At 48.3% G+C, this 18995-nt stretch carries 16 protein-coding genes, 1 riboswitch and 2 other annotated features (1 of these 19 cut by a window edge); of the genes, 9 read left to right on the top strand and 7 right to left on the bottom strand.

Annotation, left to right across the window (positions count from 1 at the left end; all coding sequences use genetic code 11):
* Positions 1–155, top strand: a binding site (T-box leader); it begins 78 nt to the left of the window's first position.
* Between the two features lie 47 nt (positions 156–202).
* Positions 203–445, top strand: a binding site (T-box leader).
* Between the two features lie 50 nt (positions 446–495).
* Genes trpE through trpA form a run of 7 tightly spaced genes read left to right on the top strand, consistent with a single transcriptional unit; the run spans position 496 to position 6791 of the window.
* Complete coding sequence (trpE, locus tag P402_RS0111865) at positions 496–1890, top strand: anthranilate synthase component I (protein WP_034769957.1); 1395 nt, start codon at positions 496–498, stop codon at positions 1888–1890.
* Entirely contained in the window at positions 1887–2453 is a 567-nt protein-coding gene (locus P402_RS0111860; protein WP_026828892.1) for an anthranilate synthase component II, read from the top strand. The genes trpE and P402_RS0111860 overlap by 4 nt, the downstream gene beginning before the upstream one ends.
* A gap of 5 nt (positions 2454–2458) precedes the next feature.
* Positions 2459–3478, top strand: coding sequence for an anthranilate phosphoribosyltransferase (trpD, locus tag P402_RS0111855; protein ID WP_026828891.1), 1020 nt, complete (start codon positions 2459–2461; stop codon positions 3476–3478).
* Positions 3475–4251: an indole-3-glycerol phosphate synthase TrpC gene (trpC, locus tag P402_RS0111850; protein WP_026828890.1), complete on the top strand. Its 777-nt coding sequence runs from the start codon at positions 3475–3477 to the stop codon at positions 4249–4251. Before trpD ends, trpC begins: the two co-directional genes overlap by 4 nt.
* Positions 4238–4816, top strand: coding sequence for a phosphoribosylanthranilate isomerase (locus P402_RS0111845; RefSeq protein WP_026828889.1), 579 nt, complete (start codon positions 4238–4240; stop codon positions 4814–4816). The genes trpC and P402_RS0111845 overlap by 14 nt, the downstream gene beginning before the upstream one ends.
* A complete protein-coding gene (gene trpB, locus P402_RS0111840) occupies positions 4813–6012 on the top strand; it encodes a tryptophan synthase subunit beta (protein WP_026828888.1) in 1200 nt (399 codons plus the stop codon). Before P402_RS0111845 ends, trpB begins: the two co-directional genes overlap by 4 nt.
* Positions 6012–6791 carry a tryptophan synthase subunit alpha gene (gene trpA, locus P402_RS0111835; protein ID WP_026828887.1) on the top strand — a complete coding sequence of 260 codons (780 nt, stop codon included), beginning with the start codon at positions 6012–6014 and terminating at the stop codon, positions 6789–6791. The genes trpB and trpA overlap by 1 nt, the downstream gene beginning before the upstream one ends.
* Positions 6792–6866: 75 nt before the next feature.
* Here trpA and P402_RS0111830 read toward each other — a convergent pair whose 3' ends face one another.
* The 6 genes from P402_RS0111830 to P402_RS0111800 all read right to left on the bottom strand — a co-directional run bounded on the left by P402_RS0111830 (position 6867) and on the right by P402_RS0111800 (position 15750).
* Positions 6867–8855 (bottom strand): penicillin-binding transpeptidase domain-containing protein, encoded by a 1989-nt coding sequence (locus P402_RS0111830; protein ID WP_026828886.1) that lies wholly within the window; start codon positions 8853–8855, stop codon positions 6867–6869.
* Positions 8856–8980: 125 nt separating this feature from the next.
* Positions 8981–9697 (bottom strand): peptidoglycan DD-metalloendopeptidase family protein, encoded by a 717-nt coding sequence (locus P402_RS0111825; protein WP_026828885.1) that lies wholly within the window; start codon positions 9695–9697, stop codon positions 8981–8983.
* A gap of 327 nt (positions 9698–10024) precedes the next feature.
* Complete coding sequence (locus tag P402_RS0111820; protein ID WP_026828884.1) at positions 10025–10915, bottom strand: diacylglycerol/lipid kinase family protein; 891 nt, start codon at positions 10913–10915, stop codon at positions 10025–10027.
* Between the two features lie 119 nt (positions 10916–11034).
* Entirely contained in the window at positions 11035–12510 is a 1476-nt protein-coding gene (locus P402_RS0111815) for an alanine/glycine:cation symporter family protein (RefSeq protein ID WP_026828883.1), read from the bottom strand.
* Positions 12511–12723: 213 nt separating this feature from the next.
* Positions 12724–14613, bottom strand: coding sequence for a ribosomal protection-like ABC-F family protein (gene abc-f / locus P402_RS0111810; protein WP_235188874.1), 1890 nt, complete (start codon positions 14611–14613; stop codon positions 12724–12726).
* Between the two features lie 255 nt (positions 14614–14868).
* On the bottom strand, positions 14869–15750 hold the full coding sequence (locus P402_RS0111800) for a DUF1002 domain-containing protein (protein ID WP_026828881.1): 882 nt from the start codon (positions 15748–15750) through the stop codon (positions 14869–14871).
* Positions 15751–15940: 190 nt separating this feature from the next.
* Positions 15941–16046, top strand: a riboswitch (TPP riboswitch).
* 74 nt (positions 16047–16120) lie between these two features.
* On the opposite strand from P402_RS0111800, the gene tenA reads away from it, so the two are divergent.
* On the top strand, positions 16121–16816 hold the full coding sequence (tenA, locus tag P402_RS0111795; RefSeq protein ID WP_026828880.1) for a thiaminase II: 696 nt from the start codon (positions 16121–16123) through the stop codon (positions 16814–16816).
* Positions 16817–16886: 70 nt separating this feature from the next.
* Here the strand turns inward: tenA and P402_RS0111790 are convergent, their stop codons facing one another.
* On the bottom strand, positions 16887–17660 hold the full coding sequence (locus P402_RS0111790) for a sporulation protein (RefSeq protein WP_026828879.1): 774 nt from the start codon (positions 17658–17660) through the stop codon (positions 16887–16889).
* A 118-nt stretch (positions 17661–17778) separates the two neighbouring features.
* Between P402_RS0111790 and P402_RS0111785 the strand changes: the two genes are divergently transcribed.
* Positions 17779–18963 (top strand): class I SAM-dependent methyltransferase, encoded by a 1185-nt coding sequence (locus tag P402_RS0111785; RefSeq protein ID WP_026828878.1) that lies wholly within the window; start codon positions 17779–17781, stop codon positions 18961–18963.
* Positions 18964–18995 lie beyond the last annotated feature (32 nt).

Genomic DNA, 18995 nt, shown 5'->3' with positions numbered 1-18995 from the left:
ACAGGTGAATGGGCTTCTGAGCATCAGACCGAACTCACAGTAGGCTCTGACGGGTACCTTCCGTTATCAAGGACGACGAATCAGGGTAACCGGTTTGTTCGAGGGGACTAGTAATAGTCAACGAAGGTGGTACCGCGGGTTTTCCCGTCCTTCATGTTTAGCATGAATGGGCGGGAAAACCCTTTTCGTATTCAATTGAATAAGTAAATCGATGAATGAGTTAAGTAGTCAGACGAATCGTTGTTCCAGAGAGCGGGAGAGAGGTGGAACTTCCGTACAGCGATGTCTGATGAATGGTCTCATGAGAGCATGACTGAACGGTAAGTAGGTCGTGACGGAAGCCCCCGTTATCTTAGGCTACGATGTCTCGTCAAGACGCATCGGAAGAGTGGGAACGTTTGTAGTTCCAATTGTGAGGTGGCACCGCGAGTCTATCGTCCTCCATACGGCATTTGCTGTATGGAGGATTTTTTTATATATCAGGAGGCGAACAGGATGATCGAGACAGAACAATTGATAATCGAGCAAATCGAAATGAACGGCGATGAGTTGACGCCCATCTCCATCTTTTTAAATCTCGAGGGGGACCGGAAATGTCTGCTTGAAAGCTCAGCGAGCGGCAGTAACGGTCGTTACTCGATCATCGGCGTCAATCCGGTCGAATTGCTTCGGGCGGAAGGCAATCAAGTGACGCGGCACCATCTTCAGACGGAAGAAACCGTGACGATGACAGGGAATCCGGTCCAACTCCTGCAACAGTCTGTGACACGGGGAACAACCGATGCCGACTTTCCGTTCTTAAGCGGCGCCATCGGCTATGTCGGCTATGATGCGATTCGGTCGTATGAAAACATCGGACAGGTACCGGACAGTGACCGCAATTTGCCGGACGCCTTGCTTGCCGTCTATGACGAAATCATTTTATATGACCACCTGGAACACCGGGTGCATTTAATTCATACGTCACTCGGCGGACTGACGGATCGGCAGGAGATGATTCGGAAACTGCAGCTCCGCAAAACCTTACTTGAACAAACCGGTCAGCAGACCCGGATCGAGCGCCCGCTTGAAAACATCGTCTATCAACCGCAGATTGAGAAAGAAACCTTTTTATCGCTTGTCGAACAGGCGAAACAGCATATTCGTCAGGGGGACGTCTTCCAACTGGTGCTCTCGCAACGGTTAGACGCAACATTCGCTGGCGACCCGTTCCATTTTTACCGGAAGTTGCGGCAGGACAATCCGAGCCCATACCTGTTTTACATCGATTTAGGGGAAGTCATCGTCCTCGGGGCGTCACCGGAAAGTCTCGTTCAAGTCAAAGGTCGCCATGTCACGACGAATCCGATTGCCGGGACCCGGCCCCGCGGAAAAACGAAACAGGAAGATACACAACTGGCGTATGAGTTATTGAACGACGAGAAAGAACAAGCCGAACACCGGATGCTTGTTGATTTAGGTCGAAATGATCTTGGTCAAGTCTGTCAGGTCGGTAGCATCCATGTCTCGCGGGAAATGGAAATCGAACGTTTCAAAAATGTCATGCATCTTGTTTCCGTCGTCGAAGGAACGCTTGCAGAAGGACGGACTGGGGCTGACGCGTTGATTTCCTGTTTGCCGGCCGGTACCGTTTCGGGAGCCCCGAAAATCCGGGCGATGCAGCTGATCAATCAATATGAGACAAAAAAACGGGAAGTCTATGCCGGAGCGGTCGGATATTTTGATGTCAGCGGAAATCTTGATTTTGCGCTCGCCATCCGGACAATGGTCATCCAACATGGAAAAGCGTACGTTCAGGCCGGAGCGGGTATAGTCTATGACTCTGATCCGACCTTGGAGTATGAAGAGACGTTGCATAAGGCGAAGTCACTACTGGAGGTCTGGAAATGATTGTACTGATTGATAACTATGATTCCTTTACCTATAACCTGTATCAATATGCGGCCGTCTACGATGAAATCCAAGTCATTCGCAATGATGCGATTGAAGTGAATGCGATTGCCGACTTGAATCCGGACGGCATCATCTTATCACCGGGACCCGGCCATCCGAAAGATGCCGGCATCTGTCTCGACGTGATTGAGACATACTCCGGAAAAATTCCGATTCTCGGTGTCTGTCTCGGACACCAGGCAATCGGTCAAGCATTTGGCGGACGCGTCGTCGAAGCGGATGAGATCCGGCACGGAAAGACGTCAACAATCCGGCAAACCGGACGATTGTTTGCCGGTCTTCCGGAACAACTCGACGTCATGCGTTACCACTCCTTGATTGTCGACCGGACGACCTTACCGGAAGTGCTGGAAGTGACCGCTGTGACCGAGGATGGGACAATCATGGCTCTTGAGCATCACACGCATCCGACATACGGGATTCAGTTTCATCCGGAATCGATCGGAACTCCGCTTGGCCAACAAATGATTCAACGATTTATCGAACTGACGAAGGAGTGACAGGAATGAAGGACGTATTGACGAAATTGACGAATGCCAATCATCTCCGCTATGAAGAAATGCAACAGGCAGCCCGCGCGTTATTTGCGGCGGATGTCACAGACAGCGAAATCGCAGCTTTTCTCGTTGCGCTGAAAGCAAAAGGGGAAACGGCGGAAGAACTAGCCGGTCTTGCTTCCATCATGCGGGAAGTTGCGCTCGACATTCCGGTGACGGGAACGGACTTTATCGATAACTGCGGAACAGGCGGCGACGGTTCCCAATCCTTTAACATCAGCACGACAGCGGCATTCGTTTTAGCCGGTGCCGGAGCCAAAGTAGCGAAACACGGAAACCGGAGTGTCTCAAGCAAGACGGGCAGTGCCGACGTACTCGAAGCACTGGGTGTTCCGCTCGATATCACGGCAGAAGATATTGCGAAGTTGCTTGAAGTAAACGGGATTGCCTTCCTGTTCGCCCAACGGATGCACCCGCGTGTCAAACAAATCATGAAAGTTCGCCGCGATTTACGGATTCCGACAATCTTTAATCTGATTGGACCGCTGACGAATCCAGTGCCGCTAAAAACACAGTTACTCGGAATTTACCGGGAAGATTTGCTTGAGACGATGGCCTTGACGTTGCATCGGCTTGGACGAAAACGTGCCATCGTCTTACACGGAGCGTGCGGGATGGACGAAGCATCACTCGCAGGGACAAATCAATTGGTCCTGCTCGATCAAGGCGAACTGATCCGGTTCAGTCTCCACCCGGAAGAAGTCGGATTATCCGTTGCGCCGATTGAAGCCATCCGTGGTGGTACGGCAGCGGAAAATGCGGATATTCTATTGCGGGTCCTGCGCGGAGAAGCAGGTCCATACCGGGACACGGTCTTACTCAATGCCGGCATTGCTTTGTTTGCGGAAGGACGGGTCGAGACAATTCGTGAAGGAATCGAACGAGCAGCGCAAAGCATTGATTCCGGTCGGGCGCTTGAAAAACTACAATATTTACAACGAATGAAACAACAGGAGGCAATCGGATGAATATCTTAGACCGCATCATCGAGACGAAACGACTGGAAGTCGCACAATTGAAAATGACCGGGGTCCCTTCGGCGGAGCATCGCCCGTCAAATCCATCGATCCATCAATCACTTGGTGGAACCGATTTATCCGTCATCGCGGAAATCAAACGGGCCTCACCGTCAAAAGGCGACATCTCATTAAACGTCGATCCTGTGGCGCAGGCGAAACGGTATGCTGCCAGCGGCGCGACCGTCATCTCGGTCTTGACGGACCAGACGTATTTTAAAGGGAGTATGGAAGATCTGGCAGCGGTCACCGCAGCCGTCGATGTGCCGGTCCTGTGCAAGGATTTTATGGTTGACCGAATTCAAATTGATTTGGCGAAAGCACACGGCGCCAGTTTGATTCTATTGATTGTCGCGGCGCTTGATGATGACACGTTACACGATCTGTATGACTATGCTTATGCAAGTGGGCTTGAAGTCTTGGTCGAAGTCCATGATGCGACGGAGCTCGAGCGGGCGGAACAGTTGCAGGCGAAAATCATCGGCATCAACAATCGGAACCTGAAGAAGTTCGAAGTGAGTCTCGACACGTCGCTTGCGTTACTGAAGACGAAGTCACCGGATGTCCGGTATATCAGCGAAAGTGGGATTAAAACGGTCGAGGAAGCGAAAATGTTGCACGCAGCGGGAGCGGATGGGATTTTAATCGGCGAAACCTTGATGCGGGCGGAAGATCCGGCTGATTTCATTCAAGCTGTCAGTGGAGTCAAACATGACACGCATTAAATTCTGTGGGCTGAAACGGCAAGAAGACGTCCGTTTCGCCATCGAACGGGCCGACTATATCGGATTTGTCTTTGCCCCGAGTAAGCGGCAGGTCACACTGACGGAAGCAGCGACGCTCCGGTCAGAGATTCCGGAAACGGTCCAAGTCGTCGGTGTGTTCGTCTCACCGACGCAACAAGAGGTCGAAGAAGCGATTGAGCAGGTCGGACTGGATTTGATTCAAATCCACGGACAGGTCGCGGACGAGCTGTACCGGAAGAAACGGGTACCGATCATTCAGGCACTCGCGGCCGGAACACAGGCTACGATTCATCCGGACGCCGATTATGTGTTATTTGATGCACCAGAAGCAGGAAGCGGCCAAACCTTTGATTGGACAACCGATTTACGGGTCGATCAACCGATGTTCGTCGCAGGTGGTCTGCAGCCGGACAATGTCAAACAAGTGATCGAACGCTATCAACCGTTTGTTGTTGATGTCTCAAGTGGTATTGAAACGAATGATCAAAAAGATACGAAAAAAATGCAGGCATTTCATGATGCCGTAAAGGAGACTTTTAAATGACACGTTATTCACAACCTGATGCACTGGGACAATACGGAATCTACGGAGGACGTTACATTCCGGAAACGTTGATGCAAGCCGTTCTTGAGCTCGAACAAGCGTATGCCGAAGTGAAGGAAGATCCGGCGTTTCATGAACGGATGAATGATTTACTTGAAAATTATGTCGGACGAAAAACGCCACTCTATTACGCGGAACATTTGACGCGGGCGATCGGCGGCGCCAAAATCTACTTGAAACGCGAAGACTTGAATCATACAGGAGCCCATAAAATCAACAATACGATTGGGCAAGCGCTACTCGCCGAACGGATGGGCAAGCGAAAAATCGTTGCGGAGACAGGTGCCGGTCAACACGGGGTCGCGACAGCGACCGTCTGTGCCTTGCTTGATCTCGAATGTGTCATCTTCATGGGTGAAGAAGACATCCGCCGGCAAGAGCTCAACGTCTTCCGGATGGAGTTACTTGGTGCCAAAGTCATTTCGGTAACACAAGGGAGCCGGACGTTAAAAGACGCTGTCAACGAAGCGTTGCGTTACTGGGTCAAACATGTCGACGATACGCATTACTTGATGGGATCGGTCCTCGGACCCCACCCGTTCCCGGAAATCGTCCGTGATTTCCAAGCCATCATCGGTCAGGAAACACGGGCGCAGATTCTTGAAAAAGAAGGTAAGTTACCGGAAGCCATCGTTGCCTGTGTCGGGGGCGGAAGTAATGCGATCGGTATGTTCCACCCGTTCATCGACGACGAAGAAGTCGCATTGTACGGCATCGAAGCAGCCGGAAGCGGACTCGAGACGGACAAACACGCGGCTACGATGTCTAAAGGTGAGGTCGGTGTCTTGCATGGCTCAATGATGTATCTCTTACAAGATGAGCATGGGCAAGTCACGGAAGCCCATTCGATTTCGGCCGGTCTGGATTACCCGGGGGTAGGACCGGAACACAGTCTGCTAAAAGATATCGGTCGTGTTCAGTATGAGGCCGTGACGGACCAACAGGCACTTGATGCCTTGCAACTGCTCTGCCAAAAAGAAGGCATCATTCCGGCACTGGAGTCGGCCCATGCGGTCGCGCAGGCGACGGAACTCGCAAAAGGGATGCAACCGGAAGAAGTCGTCGTCATCTGTCTCTCAGGACGTGGCGATAAAGATGTCATGACCGTCAGAAATGCCTTGAAGGGGGAAGCATGATGCGATTAGAACAAGCGATTCTAACAGTTAATGCACGTGGTGAAAAGGCCTTTATCCCGTATGTCATGGGAGGCGACGGAGGTATTGATCGTCTGCCGGATATCTTGGCATTCCTTGAACGATCCGGTGCGACTGCGATTGAAGTTGGTGTGCCGTTTTCCGATCCGGTCGCCGATGGTCCGGTCATTCAGGAAGCAGGACTGCGGGCACTCGCAGATCAAATCAGCTTAAAGGACGTCCTTGAGGCGATTCGGGTTGCGCGTCAATCAACAAGCGTTCCAATCGTCGTCATGACGTACTTAAATCCGATTTTCCGATTTGGCATCGATTCCTTTTTATCGACTTGCCGTGAAATCGGCGTCGACGGGTTGATCATTCCCGATCTGCCACTCGAACAAAGTGATCAGTTTTTTGCTGGTCGCAATAAACAAGACATCGCACTCGTTCAACTGGTCTCGCTGACCAGTCCGATTGAACGAATTGAAAAACTGGCTACACATAGTGAAGGATTCCTCTACGCTGTGACCGTCAACGGGACGACCGGCGGACAAACCAACTTTGGGGATTCGCTCGAACAGCATTTGGCGAAAGTCGCGCAACTGAGTCCGGTTCCGGTTATGGCCGGATTCGGTATCAGTACGCCGGAACATGTACGTCAACTGAGTACAAGTGTTGCCGGTGTCATCGTTGGTAGTAAAATCGTCGAGTTGTTGCAACAAGACGATCGAGCAGCGATTGAACAGTTAATGGCTGCCCGGTTACCGGACGTGACTGTGTAAGCAATTTAGGGAAATCAAAATAAGAGGGTGCCGGGATTGTAAATCCGGCATCCTCTTTTGCTGTAGCATCAGTTTTCATTTGTTGGCATGACTCTTTAAAACGTCAGCGACAAGACCCGATACATACGGGCTGCCCCGGTTTTCCTTCTCGACCGATTCAATCATGATCGCGACGAGCAGATCTTTTTTATCATTATCATAGCCGACGAAGAACCCGTTCTCCTGACCGTTTTCTTCACCGGACTTCTTTAGTTCAGCTGTGCCGGTTTTGCCGGCAACTTTAATTTCCGGAATATCAGCCGGTAAGGAATAGCCGGCATGAACAACATCATACAGATCGTCGCGGATCATTGCAGCATCTTTTGCGTCGAGTACGTCTTTTTTCCAGACCTGCTTCGTTTTTTCTTCTGCAAGCAACGTCGGTCGATAGATTGTCCCGTCCGTCAGAAAGATTTCGTACATCGAAGCAAGGTGCAGGATGTTCGTCAGCATCTGTCCTTGTCCGTAAGATGTATCCATCAGCTGACCGTCGGAAGCAATCGAACCGTCGTTTGAAATTTGTGACGCCCGCATCGGGTAGGTGAAGGGAATCTTTTCTCCGTATCCGAGTGCTTCAAGACCGGAAGTAAACGTGCTGGTTCCGATTTGTTCGAGTGTCGATTTTGCGAAGTAGATATTATCCGAGTAGACCAAGGCATTATGGAGATTGACCGGATCCGGTGTCTCGTGAATCCGGGTGACGTTGAAACCGTCGACTTTTGTCTTTAACCCGTCAATCGTATACGCTTTTTCCGGATCGAGCGTTTGACTTTTTAAGCCGACCGCTGCCGTCAACGGTTTTTGGGTCGAGCCGGGAGCAAAGGCACTTGTAAACCGGTTCAACAGCGGTTGATCCGGATCGTTCGTCAACGTATCGAGACGGGCCTGTGAAATACCTGTTGTAAATTCCGACGGATCGAAACCGGGAGAACTTAACAGGACACGGGTCTCACCGGTCCGGGGATCAATCGCGGTCGCAGTCCCCGGATCATCTTTCATCGTCGCATAGGTCGTTTGTTGTAACTTCCCGTCGATCGTCAACACGATATCCTGTCCATCATTTGCTTGCGTCTCGGCGACGCTAACCGTTGTTTTATCCGGCTTTACGATGTTGATTCGCGCACCGGACGTACCGCGCAACGTCTCGTCGAGCACTTGTTCAAGTCCCCGTTTTCCGACTTGTTCGCCTGCTTGGATCGTTTGTTTTGATTGTTTGATTTCATCGGCTGTTGCGGAACCAGTATAGCCGATCAAATGGGAAGTCGCTTTCCCGAACGGATATGTCCGGACTTCCGTTTCCTTGACGTTGATACCGTCGAGTTGCTTGAGGCGGTCGATTTTTGATTTATCGTTTGCTGTATACGTCTTCAGCGGAACGAATTGTCCGTCTTTGACCCAACTGGCACCGAGGGCATCTTTAAGTGCTGAGACGGGACGGTCCAACTGTTTTGCAAGCGCCGTAAGATCATTGACTTCACCTGCAACGGCACCCACTTGGTAACCGGTACCTGTCGTGGCGAGAGGCTGATTTTTGGCATCAAGTAAATCACCGCGTTTGGCATCGAGCGTCGTCAACTGGACTTGATCCTCTTTCTTGAAATCCTTTAAAACAAACGAAGAATCCCAGTCAATGAACCAGTTTTCCGTATCTTGTTGTTTCTCGAACGTTAACGGGATGTCTTTTTTATAGGAAACCGGTCCTGCCAGTGTCTCAAAAGAAATTGTCACCGGTAAACTAGTCTGTTCCTTCTCTTCGTTTTCTTTGGTTTTCATTCGTTCGACAGAGATTTTTTCAATGGCAAGAGAATCGGCTAATTTTTTTGTCCGATCGACAAACTCTTTTTTACCGTATGTTTTTTTAGTTTCCTTGCTGGCATAATCAGCATACATTTTATCGTAATCTTGTTTTTCCCATAATTTAATATAGGCATCCAGTCGTTCTTCGGGTGTCGGTTGATTTTGGCACCCGGCAAGTATAGTCAGTGCGAAGCTGGTCGAAAGCAGAAGCGGGAGTGTCTTCTTCAAGGGAAATCCTCCTTTACGGAAAGTCTGTCCTATAACCGTATCATTCTTTGCAAAGGATTTCATCTCGAACGAACGACAAAAAACCTCACGCGAAGACAAAGCTTCGTGTGAGGAAAGTTCCGTTCTTAATTAAAGTAGTTCAGTGGGTTGACGCTGTTCGCAGCAGATGAAGCACTGTAAACGTAGTTTCCACGATGCATTTCGAAATGCAGGTGTGAGCCGAATGAGTTTCCGGTATTGCCGATGTTTCCGATTCGTGAACCTTTAGCAATCGTTTGTCCAACAGAAACCGCACGACTGCTTAGGTGTGCATACACCGTCGTATAAGAAATTCCGTTAACTGTATGTTTCATCATGATGTGGTTGCCGTAAGCACCATAGTAGCGTGATGTGATGACCGTTCCAGAAGCCGATGCATAAACCGGTGTTCCGGTCGGTGCGGCGATGTCGATTCCATTATGGAATGTGTAACCGTAGGAACCGCTTGCGGCACCATATCCTTGAGCAATCCGGCCGCTAGCTGGTCGTGAAAACCCGCTTGTTGCTTTCGATGATGTCGTGACACTGTATTTTTTAGCATATGTAGAAGAAATGTAACGGGATGCACCGCCGTAAGAAATTTTTGTCCAAGATCCGGAAACCCCTAAATAATTGAAAGTTTGACCAGAATTGACACTACCGACAACTCTGTAAGCAGTTGAGGGACCTGTTCGAACCCGTAACCCGTCTGCGGTTATTTTTACTTTGTACGTTGTTGCTGCTTCAACTTTTTCTATACCCGTTGTAGCGAAACCGGAAACCATCAGTGCTGTCATTGTCATAGTTGTAATCATGCGTTTCATGTAGAAGTTCCTCCTAAAGTGTGAAAGACGACGGACGATTATGTAAGGGAACAAGACCCTTTCAAAGTTGTAAGATACAAAGCATATGTATTTAATATGTATAAATATTTTCTTGCTAGCATGATTATAGCATCGCAAATAACACAAAAATATTTCAGTTTCATTGCAAGATTATAGTTGTATAACATATATTGTAATGGATAATATTTCATTTAGTATCTGAATTTATTCTTATCAAAATAGAATATATGGTTCGTCTTTTGAGAAAATATCAAAAAACGTGACGATGTGAGGGGGCACATCGTCACGGGATATAGGTGAAAAGAATCAGTTAGAAATGGGTGCGAAAACAGTTAAATGTTGATTTAAAACTTGAACCGTAACGGGAAGATGACCCGCTGTGTCGCCGTCAGCATTAATCGGAAGACGTTCTTTCGAATCAATATGAACTTCTTTTGTCGTAAAATAGTCCACTTGATCTGCATCGGAAATATTTCCGGTCAATAGTTTCGGTAAGGCCTGTAAAGCATCAAAGAAACCAAGCTGCTTGACGATGAAGACATGTAACAGACCATCATCGACACGGGCATCCTTCGCGAACGACTCAAAACCTCCGACGGAATTAGTCAGGGAAATAATCAAGAGAGGCGTTTCACCATCAAATGATTTTTCTTCCGCCGTCAGTCGGATTGGATAAGGACTGTGGTCCTTAAAGGCTTTTAATCCTTCAATGAAATAAGCGACGGAACCAAGTGATGTTTTTTGTTCGACGCTGACTTCTTCGACCGCTTCTGCAATCAATCCAACAGCGATGACGTTCATGAAATAATGATCGTCATATTTACCGATATCGAGTGGACGGGGCGGAGCATCTTCTAAAGCGCTGATGGCCTCCTCGGGATCAGTCGGGATGTGTAAAGCACGCGCTAAATCATTGACCGTCCCGAGAGGAACGATTCCGAGTGTCGGACGATGCCCCTGTTCCGCGATACCGGTGATGACTTCATTGACCGTCCCATCTCCGCCCATAGCAACGACGGCATCATAGTGCCCGATGGCAGCTTGTGTGGCGAATTCAGTTGCATCGCGTTCTTTTTCTGTGAAGCGCACATCGACTTCCGTAAACCGTTGAGCCAATGTTCCTTCTGCAAATTCAGCGTGTTTCTTTCCAAGTTCTTTACCGGATGACGGATTGATGATGAGCATGACTTTTGACACAAATGATTCCTCCTTTAATTCTATCTGTTCCTATTTTCCCAACATTAGATAAACATAATCCTGGACAGAAAAAAACCTTGGACATCACGAGATACGTCATGTCCAAGGCAATCATGAAATTAGCGACGGGCGATTGGAGGAGGGGATGCTTCTCCTGCTGCCGGACGGACGGGTTCTTCTTCGTCCCAACACTCTGTATTTTCGATTCCAAGTGCTTTTGCCGAGAAGACCGGATCAAGCCCTTTCTTCCGTTGTTCCTGGTAGTCGTTGATAACTTTGAGGGCGATGCCGCCTAAGAGCGAGATTGCTGTCAAGTTAATCAACGTCATACCTGCCATGAAGAGATCGGCGAAGCTCCAGACCACTCCGAGACTGAGGACAGAACCGATGAAGACAAAGGCCATTGTCGCGATCCGGAATCCGAAGACAGCAGCCGGACTGTTTTTAATGAATTCGATATTCGTTTCACCGTAGTAGTAACTGCCGACGATTGAACTGAAAGCGAATAAGAAGACACAGATTGCGATGAAGGCAGGAGCGACGGCACCCAGTTGTTCACCTAATGCGTTCTGTAACATCGCGATTCCTTCCCCGTTGCCTGTCGCATAACTGTCACTGAGAAGAACGATGGCAGCAGTTGCCGTACAGACGATCAACGTATCAAGGAAAACACCAAGTGTTTGCAGGAAACCTTGTTTCGCAGGATGAGATACTTCCGCAGCTGCTGCTGCGTTTGGTGCAGACCCCATACCGGCTTCATTTGAGAACAGACCACGTTTTACTCCGAGTGAGATGGCGGCTCCGACTGATCCACCAAATGCTTGTTCGATGCCGAAAGCACTCTTGAAAATCATCGCGAAGACGCCCGGAAGTTCCGTCAGGTTCGTGACGACGACGAACAGCGCAGCAATGAGATAAAGTCCGGCCATGACAGGGACGACGATAGCTGAGAACTTCGCTACCCGGTGAACGCCACCGAAGATAACAAGTCCTGTTAAGACGACGAGTACACCACCGACGACGGCTTTATTGATTCCAAACGCATTATCAAAGGCGGCAGCAATCGTGTTCGATTGAACGGAGTTGAAGATTAAGCCGAACGTGACAGCGATTAAGATGGCAAACACAACACCGAGAGCACGGTTTTTTAAACCTTTTTCGATGTAGTAGGCAGGACCGCCACGATACGCATTCGTTTTGCTATCGCGGACTTTATAGACTTGAGCGAGCGTGCTTTCGATCAAGGCAGTTGCGCCTCCCAGTAAAGCAACCATCCACATCCAGAAGACGGCGCCCGCACCACCGAGTGTGATGGCAATCGTGACACCGGCCAGGTTGCCGGTCCCGATTCGTGTGGCGGCACCGATGAAGAAGGATTGAAGCGAGGTAATGCTTTCTCCTCCGTCATCCGTTGTTTTCTCGTTTTTATCGAGCGTAACGCGGAACATTTCTTTTAAGTACCGGAACTGGATGAATTTTGTCCGAATTGTGAAATAGATGCCGACTCCGATCAGTGCCGCGATTAGAACATAAGACCATAATAAGTTGTTGGCAAAATCGACTCCTGATTGTACTGCTTGCTGAAAAGCATCCATCTGAAAATTCCTCCTAATGTGTTTTAGTAAAATGGCTATACGCTAAATTATACGAATTTTCAGATAATATGCAAGATAAATTTTAAAACTTTTTTTCAAAAACTAATCAGGTTAATTATTCATAACGTAAAAAATAAACTTGTTTCACGACTATACAAAAAGACCTGCCGCAGGTTACGACAGGTCGAAATAGCGTGATATACGGCGGAAAGGTCATTCTGAAGCAAGGAATTGTTCATAGAGATCATCGAGCTGGTGGACCAGCTCTTCACGAGTGGCAAAAAGTTTCGCCAGTACTTCATAATCACTTGCCTGTTCCAGTTGCGATTCCAGAAGGAAAAGCTCTTGCTCTGCTTGATTGATTGTTTCTTCCAGCTGTCGGGATGGTTGTACCGAACTAATCGGAGACGATTGTTTAGGCAGTTTTTTATTGAAAGGGATGTGCTCCGTATCAGCAATAGAAGGCTTTCCGGCATGTTTACTTACCGCATACGCATAAGGACCTGGATACAGGATGGGCGTTTGATCGAGCCAAAGTGTTTTCGTAAACAGACGATTCAAAAAGTAACGATCATGTGAAACGGCGATCAACGTCCCTTCAAACGACTCAAGGGCTTCTTCGAGAGAGTCACGCGATTCGATATCGAGATGGTTCGTCGGTTCATCGAGAATCAATACATTTAATTCCGAGTGGACGAGGATTGCGAGCATCAACCGCATCCGTTCGCCTCCACTCAAGGCAGCTACAGGTAAAAAGACACGTGGACCAAAAAATAAAAACTGGGCAAGCCGTTTTCGGGCTGTTCCTTCATCGCTATCGATGGCTGACCAAAAGACATCAATCAAGCGTTGATCGTCAGGAAAATCGATGTGTTGCGATAAATAGCCGACTTTTACCGAAGGACCCTGCGAGATGAGCCCGCTTGTCGGTTCGATACGTCCTAACAACAGTTGTAACAGGGTTGTTTTTCCGCTGCCATTGGCACCAACGATAGCTAAACGGTCTTTTGCGGCGATTTCAACAGTTAAGGAGTGAAACAATGGAGATTCAGTAAAGGAGAGGCTGACGTTTTCTAGTCGATAGACCATCCGGCTTGTTTTGCCTTGTGCATTAAAAACGACATCCGGCGTCTCGGCTTCGAGTTGAGGACGTTTAATGCGTTCGATCCGTTCAAGTGCCCGTTCCATCGATTTCGCTTTCCGAAACAGCTTTTCGCTCGGTGGAGAAGCTTCATTCGCCCACTGGCGGAGGCGGCGGATCGCATCCTTCATTTGCTTGATTTTTTTTTGTTGTTCCTGATAGGCATGGAATTGTTCGAGCAACAGACGTTCTTTTTCCGTCATATAGTACGAATAATTCCCCCGGTATAGTTGGATCTGACCATCTTCCAGTTCGGCAATGCTCGTCACGACCGTATCGAGAAATACACGATCGTGTGACACAATTAGAACGGCGCCAGCATAGCTCGATAAAAATGATTCAAGCCATTCGACGGCTTCGAGATCAAGATGGTTCGTCGGCTCATCGAGAATCAACAAATCGGGTTCGGTTAACAGCATCCGTCCGAGGCAGATTTTCGTTTGTTCGCCGCCGCTGAGCTGTTCGAACGACCGGTCGAGTAGAGGATGTAGCCGTAAACCGTTGATCATCCGGTCGACCTTGGATTCAAGCAGATAACCGCCTTGCCGCTCGAATGTTTCCGTCACCTTCGTGTACTGCTCAAGCAACGATTCAATTTGATCCGTGTTCGTTGCCATAGCTTGTTCGAGATCGTGTAGTGATTGTCGTAAGTCGAGCAACGGGGCAAACGCGGTCCACAGGACATCCAGTCCGGTCATGTCGGAATTGTATACCGGTAACTGTTCCAAGTAACCGATCGATAGTCCACTTTTTTGATAGATGGTTCCGGCGTCGGGTGAATCTAGTCGTGCAATCAAACGCAGGAGGGTCGTTTTTCCGCTACCATTGCGTCCGATTAAACCGATCCGATCATGTGGTTGGATGAAGAGGGACACATCGGTTAAGATGTCATCGCCTCCGAATTGTTTTGTCAGGTGTTGGATGTCGCAGATCATCATATTAAAATTTCCTCTCTGACGCATCAAAAAAAGGAGAGTGCAAACAGCACTCTCCTCGACTCGTGGAAGATGCGCTTTGCTTTATTTTTCGAGTATGGAGTTCTTCAAAAAAGGGCAGACTGACCCCTTAGAACGCCATTCCATGAAAAATTGCGCGCAACAGATAAAGTTGTTCCATCAACCAATGCTTACACGCAGCAAAACCCATTTCTTCCCACCACCTTTTCTCATTCGATATCTTTATTTTACCATGTCACCTGGAAGGAAAGAAAGAACAGATTATTTAAATAAGCCGGCGATCGAGTTGAAGAAGGCACTTAAGCCGTCAAACAGCTTTGCAAAAAATCCTTTTGTTTCTTCTGATGTTGCAAAGGCCTGAATGTTTTGCCCGGCATCCTTCAGTCCACTCTCAATCTGTCCCCAGTTGAGGTCGGCTTGTTCCATTTGGTTAAACAAACCGGTCAAACGGTCCATTTGGGCGTCGGACAGATTGATATTGTTATTTTGAATGACTTGGACGATGACGTTCTCAATCTCGACTTTCGTTTCCGGTTTCTGTTTGGCGATTTCCGCTTTGATTTCGTTCATCAAGTCGGCGACCTTGTCCGTCCCGACTGTTTTCCCGACATCTGACGTGACCGACAATTCTTGCTGGGCCAAATCTTTTCGTTCATCCGTCAGTTTAATGCCGGTCTCAGCCGACGTTTGGTCGTAGGCTTTCATGATTCCGGTCAAGGCAGATGTTCCGGTTACCTTGTAAGGAGACGTAATCGTGATGTCCGCATCGGTCACACCGGCCGTGACAAGCGCATTGAGGTACATGTCCTTTGTGACCCAGGTGATGTTTTCCGTTGCAACGGACAGACCGTCGCCTTTTTCAGCCAACTCGATCTTGGCGGACGAATACATCCCGCCGCCGCGTTGGGACTGGGGAATGTTTTTCCCGAGATATTTTTCTTCATCCGCAGATGTCGCGATGATCGGGGTGATGCCTTCCGGTGCGTTCAGACGGGACAAGACCCATGTTTTATCATTCGCTCCGAGCGATTCGCCCAGTGTGATAATCGTTTTGTCGACGACCTGCTCGGCAGATGCGGCCGTTGGCAGTAATAACGTCGTAGCAAGTAATGCCGAAGCGGTCCATGTCATGGTTTTATTCATAAAAGTTCCTCCATAAGTTAAGTATCAGGTACTAAATTTAGTCTAATCGACCGGCGACAGAAGAGAATCGGTCTCAAGGACGAGCCGTCATCCACCTTCCGTCATGTTCCATTGTACAAAAAAATGGAGTGAAATGACGAGAATGGGTCAATTCCACATCAAATCATGATAAACTCAAAATAAATCAAATAGCGACCACTAGGGGAGTCAGTAGGCTGACTGAGACGACGAAGACGTTCGGACCCTTTGAACCTGATTAAGTTTGGACTTACGGAGGGAAGTGGCGTGGACGATCCTCTTTTTATGGTCTTTTCACGTCATGCCTGACATCGGGTGTGGCGTTTTTTTGATTACAAAAGGGGGAAAAAACATGACATTCAGTGAAGAAATCCGGCAAGCGGCAAGACGGTATTGGGACAGCAGCTTTACCCATCCATTCGTGACAGGGATTGCGGATGGAACACTACCGGAAGCAAAATTTCGCCATTACGTCCTACAGGATGCCTATTACTTAAAACATTTCGCGAAAATTCAGGCGCGGGCCGCGTCGAAGGCACAGGACTTCGCGACGATTGCCGAACTCGCGGAACATGCGACGTCGACCTATGCTGCAGAACTCAGTCTGCATCAATCGTTTTTTGAACCGCTTGGGATTTCGGACAAGACACTGGCAGAGTTTGAACCAGCACCGACAGCATACGCTTATATTTCGCATATGCACCATGCAAGTGAAGGGACGCTCGGGGAGACCATCGCTGCGATTTTACCGTGTTACTGGCTTTACTATGAGATTGGACAACAGTTACAGGCGGCTTCACCGGCTTCACCGATTTATCAGCAATGGATTTCGACATACAGTTCCGAGTGGTTCGAGCGGGTCGTCTTTGAACAAATCGATCGTCTGAATGATTTGGCGGAGCGGGCAAGTGCCGAAGAACGGGAACGGATGAAACAACATTTTGTCAAAAGCTGTTATTACGAATTGATGTTTTGGCAGATGGGCTGGACGGAAGAGACGTTCGAACAGCAGTATAAACAGACGATGGAAATGACATCATTCAAGTAAAAAAGACTGAAATAAAAACACCGGATCCGACAGAAAGCGGATCCGGTGTTTGTTCTATAGAAGACATTAATCAACTGTGGTGTTCAATCAAATCGGCAAGACGTTGCTTTACAAGTGACGGGTTAGTTAAGTCCTGGTTCGATAACGAAAGTTTTGTCATCGTCTCGTCCGTACCGGCCATCTCACTGAACAGCGAACCGAGACTGTGGGCACGGCGGTCGATTTGGACGACGATGACGATGCCGGACCGGTCTTGCAACAGGATGACTTCGATTTCGTCCAGCTTGTGAGCATAATGGGTACCGCGGGCGGAATACTCAAGTTCCTGCGCGATCGGCAAATCTTTCCGGAAGCGACCCGGTAATTTTTCTGTATCGGCTTTCTTGAGGCGGAATCCGAGATCTTCCATCGCTTCAAGGATGACCGATTGGTAGTCATTGGCTTTGACGACGACAGCATCGTGGTCAGAAGGGTCAACCGCCTGCGCGATATCAAGACCCGTCTCGATCCACGACTTCGATTGGCTGACGGAAAGTGGTGTATTAAAAGGGACTTGAAGCGTAAACGGTATTTCTCGTTCGACGCCTGCTTCGATCGTAAACGGGGCTTCATTTAATGCAAACCGGTCCAGTGTGAACGTCGTGAATGCCGTACTGTCCCCGACTTCTTGTTTGTACTGGGTATTGAAGGCGAGATAAATCCGGGCGATTTCCTGATCGACGTTACCGCCCTTAATATGAACGACCCCTTGAATCGTTCCACCGGGTTCACAGTGATCTTGTTCGAGTCGTGTATCGACCGTTGCGGCACCGATGCCGATTTGTGAAAGAATTTTTTTGAACATGTTGTGTTCCTCCTTTAAATTAAGTATGACGACTAAAAATAAAGCTTGCTTGCTTGTCGAACGCGGGTGAATTTGCTACAGTTTCGAAAGACCAAACAAAAAAAGGACGGGACGATACGTGGAACTAGACCAATTAAAAGACCTGCTCACTGAAAAACTGCAGGCAACTTCACTCATACACGCGACGATTAGCGGTCCGCGCCAAAAATCAAACGATCTGCGTCGAATCAAGTTAAAACCGATTCTACTTAGAGATACGTATGCAATCCAGTTAGAGTTTCAACATGAGCGGATCATTAAGCATGAGAATTTAAGTATAGAAGAATTTATTTTGCGAATGGACGACTATTTTAACGAATTTCGTCAATTTTTATTCCGTTTTGAAACGGAAGAAGTCCAGTTCCAACTCTCGAAGAAAATGAAAGTTTCACTGAAGACGACAGGCAAGGAACCGGTAAAGGCCGAACTGTCTCACAATCGAAAGAAAAGCCATTTGTTAGAAGACGGCGTGCCGGTACCGTTTTTGATTCGTCTTGGTGTCATGACGGAAGAAGGACAGGTCAAGCGTCAAAAATACGATAAGTTTAAACAAATCAATCGTTTTCTTGAATTCGTCGAAGACAGTATCGTAGCATTGCCGAAAGGACGGACGCTACGGATTTTAGATTTTGGATGCGGGAAGTCGTATCTGACGTTTGCTCTCTATCATTACTTGAAAATCGTCAAGGGATTTGATTTAAACGTCACCGGTCTTGATCTCAAAAAAGAAGTCATCGAAGACTGTACAGCCATCGCTGCTGATTTAGGGTATGATGATTTATCGTTCCGTGTCGGTGATGTCCATGATTACGACCAGGATACGGAAGTTGATTTAATGGTGACGCTACATGCTTGTGACGTTGCGACGGATGTCGCGCTTGCCCGGGCAGTCGACTGGAATGCATCGGTCATTCTCAGTGTCCCGTGTTGTCAGAAGGAGTTAAACCGTCAACTGGACTGTTCACCGCTTGACGTCATGCTGCAACACGGATTGATTCAAGAAAAGTTTGCTTCGCTCGCAACAGATTCCATCCGGGCAGAGTTGTTGACACTTGTCGGGTACGAAACGCAATTACTTGAATTCATTGATTTAGAAAACACGCCGAAAAATATCTTGATTCGGGCTTATAAAAATCCGAAGCAACCAACGGAAGAAAAAATTGACCGGTATATCGCTTTCCGAGACCTGTTACACGCTAAACCGTATTTAGAACGTGAATTGAGCGGCAGACTTGGACAGATTTCACCGAAACTCGTACAATAAAGAAGACAACGATTTAAAGGGGGAAACAAATA

The sequence above is a fragment of the Exiguobacterium sibiricum 7-3 genome, from assembly GCF_000620865.1.
Lineage (GTDB): Bacteria > Bacillota > Bacilli > Exiguobacteriales > Exiguobacteriaceae > Exiguobacterium_A > Exiguobacterium_A sibiricum_A.
The sequence above is the reverse complement of the archived record's forward strand: the minus strand, read 5'-3'. Positions and strand labels throughout refer to the sequence as shown.

Bases quoted from the DNA above. Each gene is read 5' to 3' on its own strand.
- trpE (WP_034769957.1), top strand. From the start codon at position 496: ATGATCGAGACAGAACAATTGATAATCGAGCAAATCGAAATGAACGGC.
- P402_RS0111860 (WP_026828892.1), top strand. From the start codon at position 1,887: ATGATTGTACTGATTGATAACTATGATTCCTTTACCTATAACCTGTAT.
- trpD (WP_026828891.1), top strand. From the start codon at position 2,459: ATGAAGGACGTATTGACGAAATTGACGAATGCCAATCATCTCCGCTAT.
- trpC (WP_026828890.1), top strand. From the start codon at position 3,475: ATGAATATCTTAGACCGCATCATCGAGACGAAACGACTGGAAGTCGCA.
- P402_RS0111845 (WP_026828889.1), top strand. From the start codon at position 4,238: ATGACACGCATTAAATTCTGTGGGCTGAAACGGCAAGAAGACGTCCGT.
- trpB (WP_026828888.1), top strand. From the start codon at position 4,813: ATGACACGTTATTCACAACCTGATGCACTGGGACAATACGGAATCTAC.
- trpA (WP_026828887.1), top strand. From the start codon at position 6,012: ATGCGATTAGAACAAGCGATTCTAACAGTTAATGCACGTGGTGAAAAG.
- P402_RS0111825 (WP_026828885.1), bottom strand. From the start codon at position 9,697: ATGAAACGCATGATTACAACTATGACAATGACAGCACTGATGGTTTCC.
- P402_RS0111815 (WP_026828883.1), bottom strand. From the start codon at position 12,510: ATGGATGCTTTTCAGCAAGCAGTACAATCAGGAGTCGATTTTGCCAAC.
- abc-f (WP_235188874.1), bottom strand. From the start codon at position 14,613: ATGCGTCAGAGAGGAAATTTTAATATGATGATCTGCGACATCCAACAC.
- P402_RS0111800 (WP_026828881.1), bottom strand. From the start codon at position 15,750: ATGAATAAAACCATGACATGGACCGCTTCGGCATTACTTGCTACGACG.
- tenA (WP_026828880.1), top strand. From the start codon at position 16,121: ATGACATTCAGTGAAGAAATCCGGCAAGCGGCAAGACGGTATTGGGAC.
- P402_RS0111790 (WP_026828879.1), bottom strand. From the start codon at position 17,660: ATGTTCAAAAAAATTCTTTCACAAATCGGCATCGGTGCCGCAACGGTC.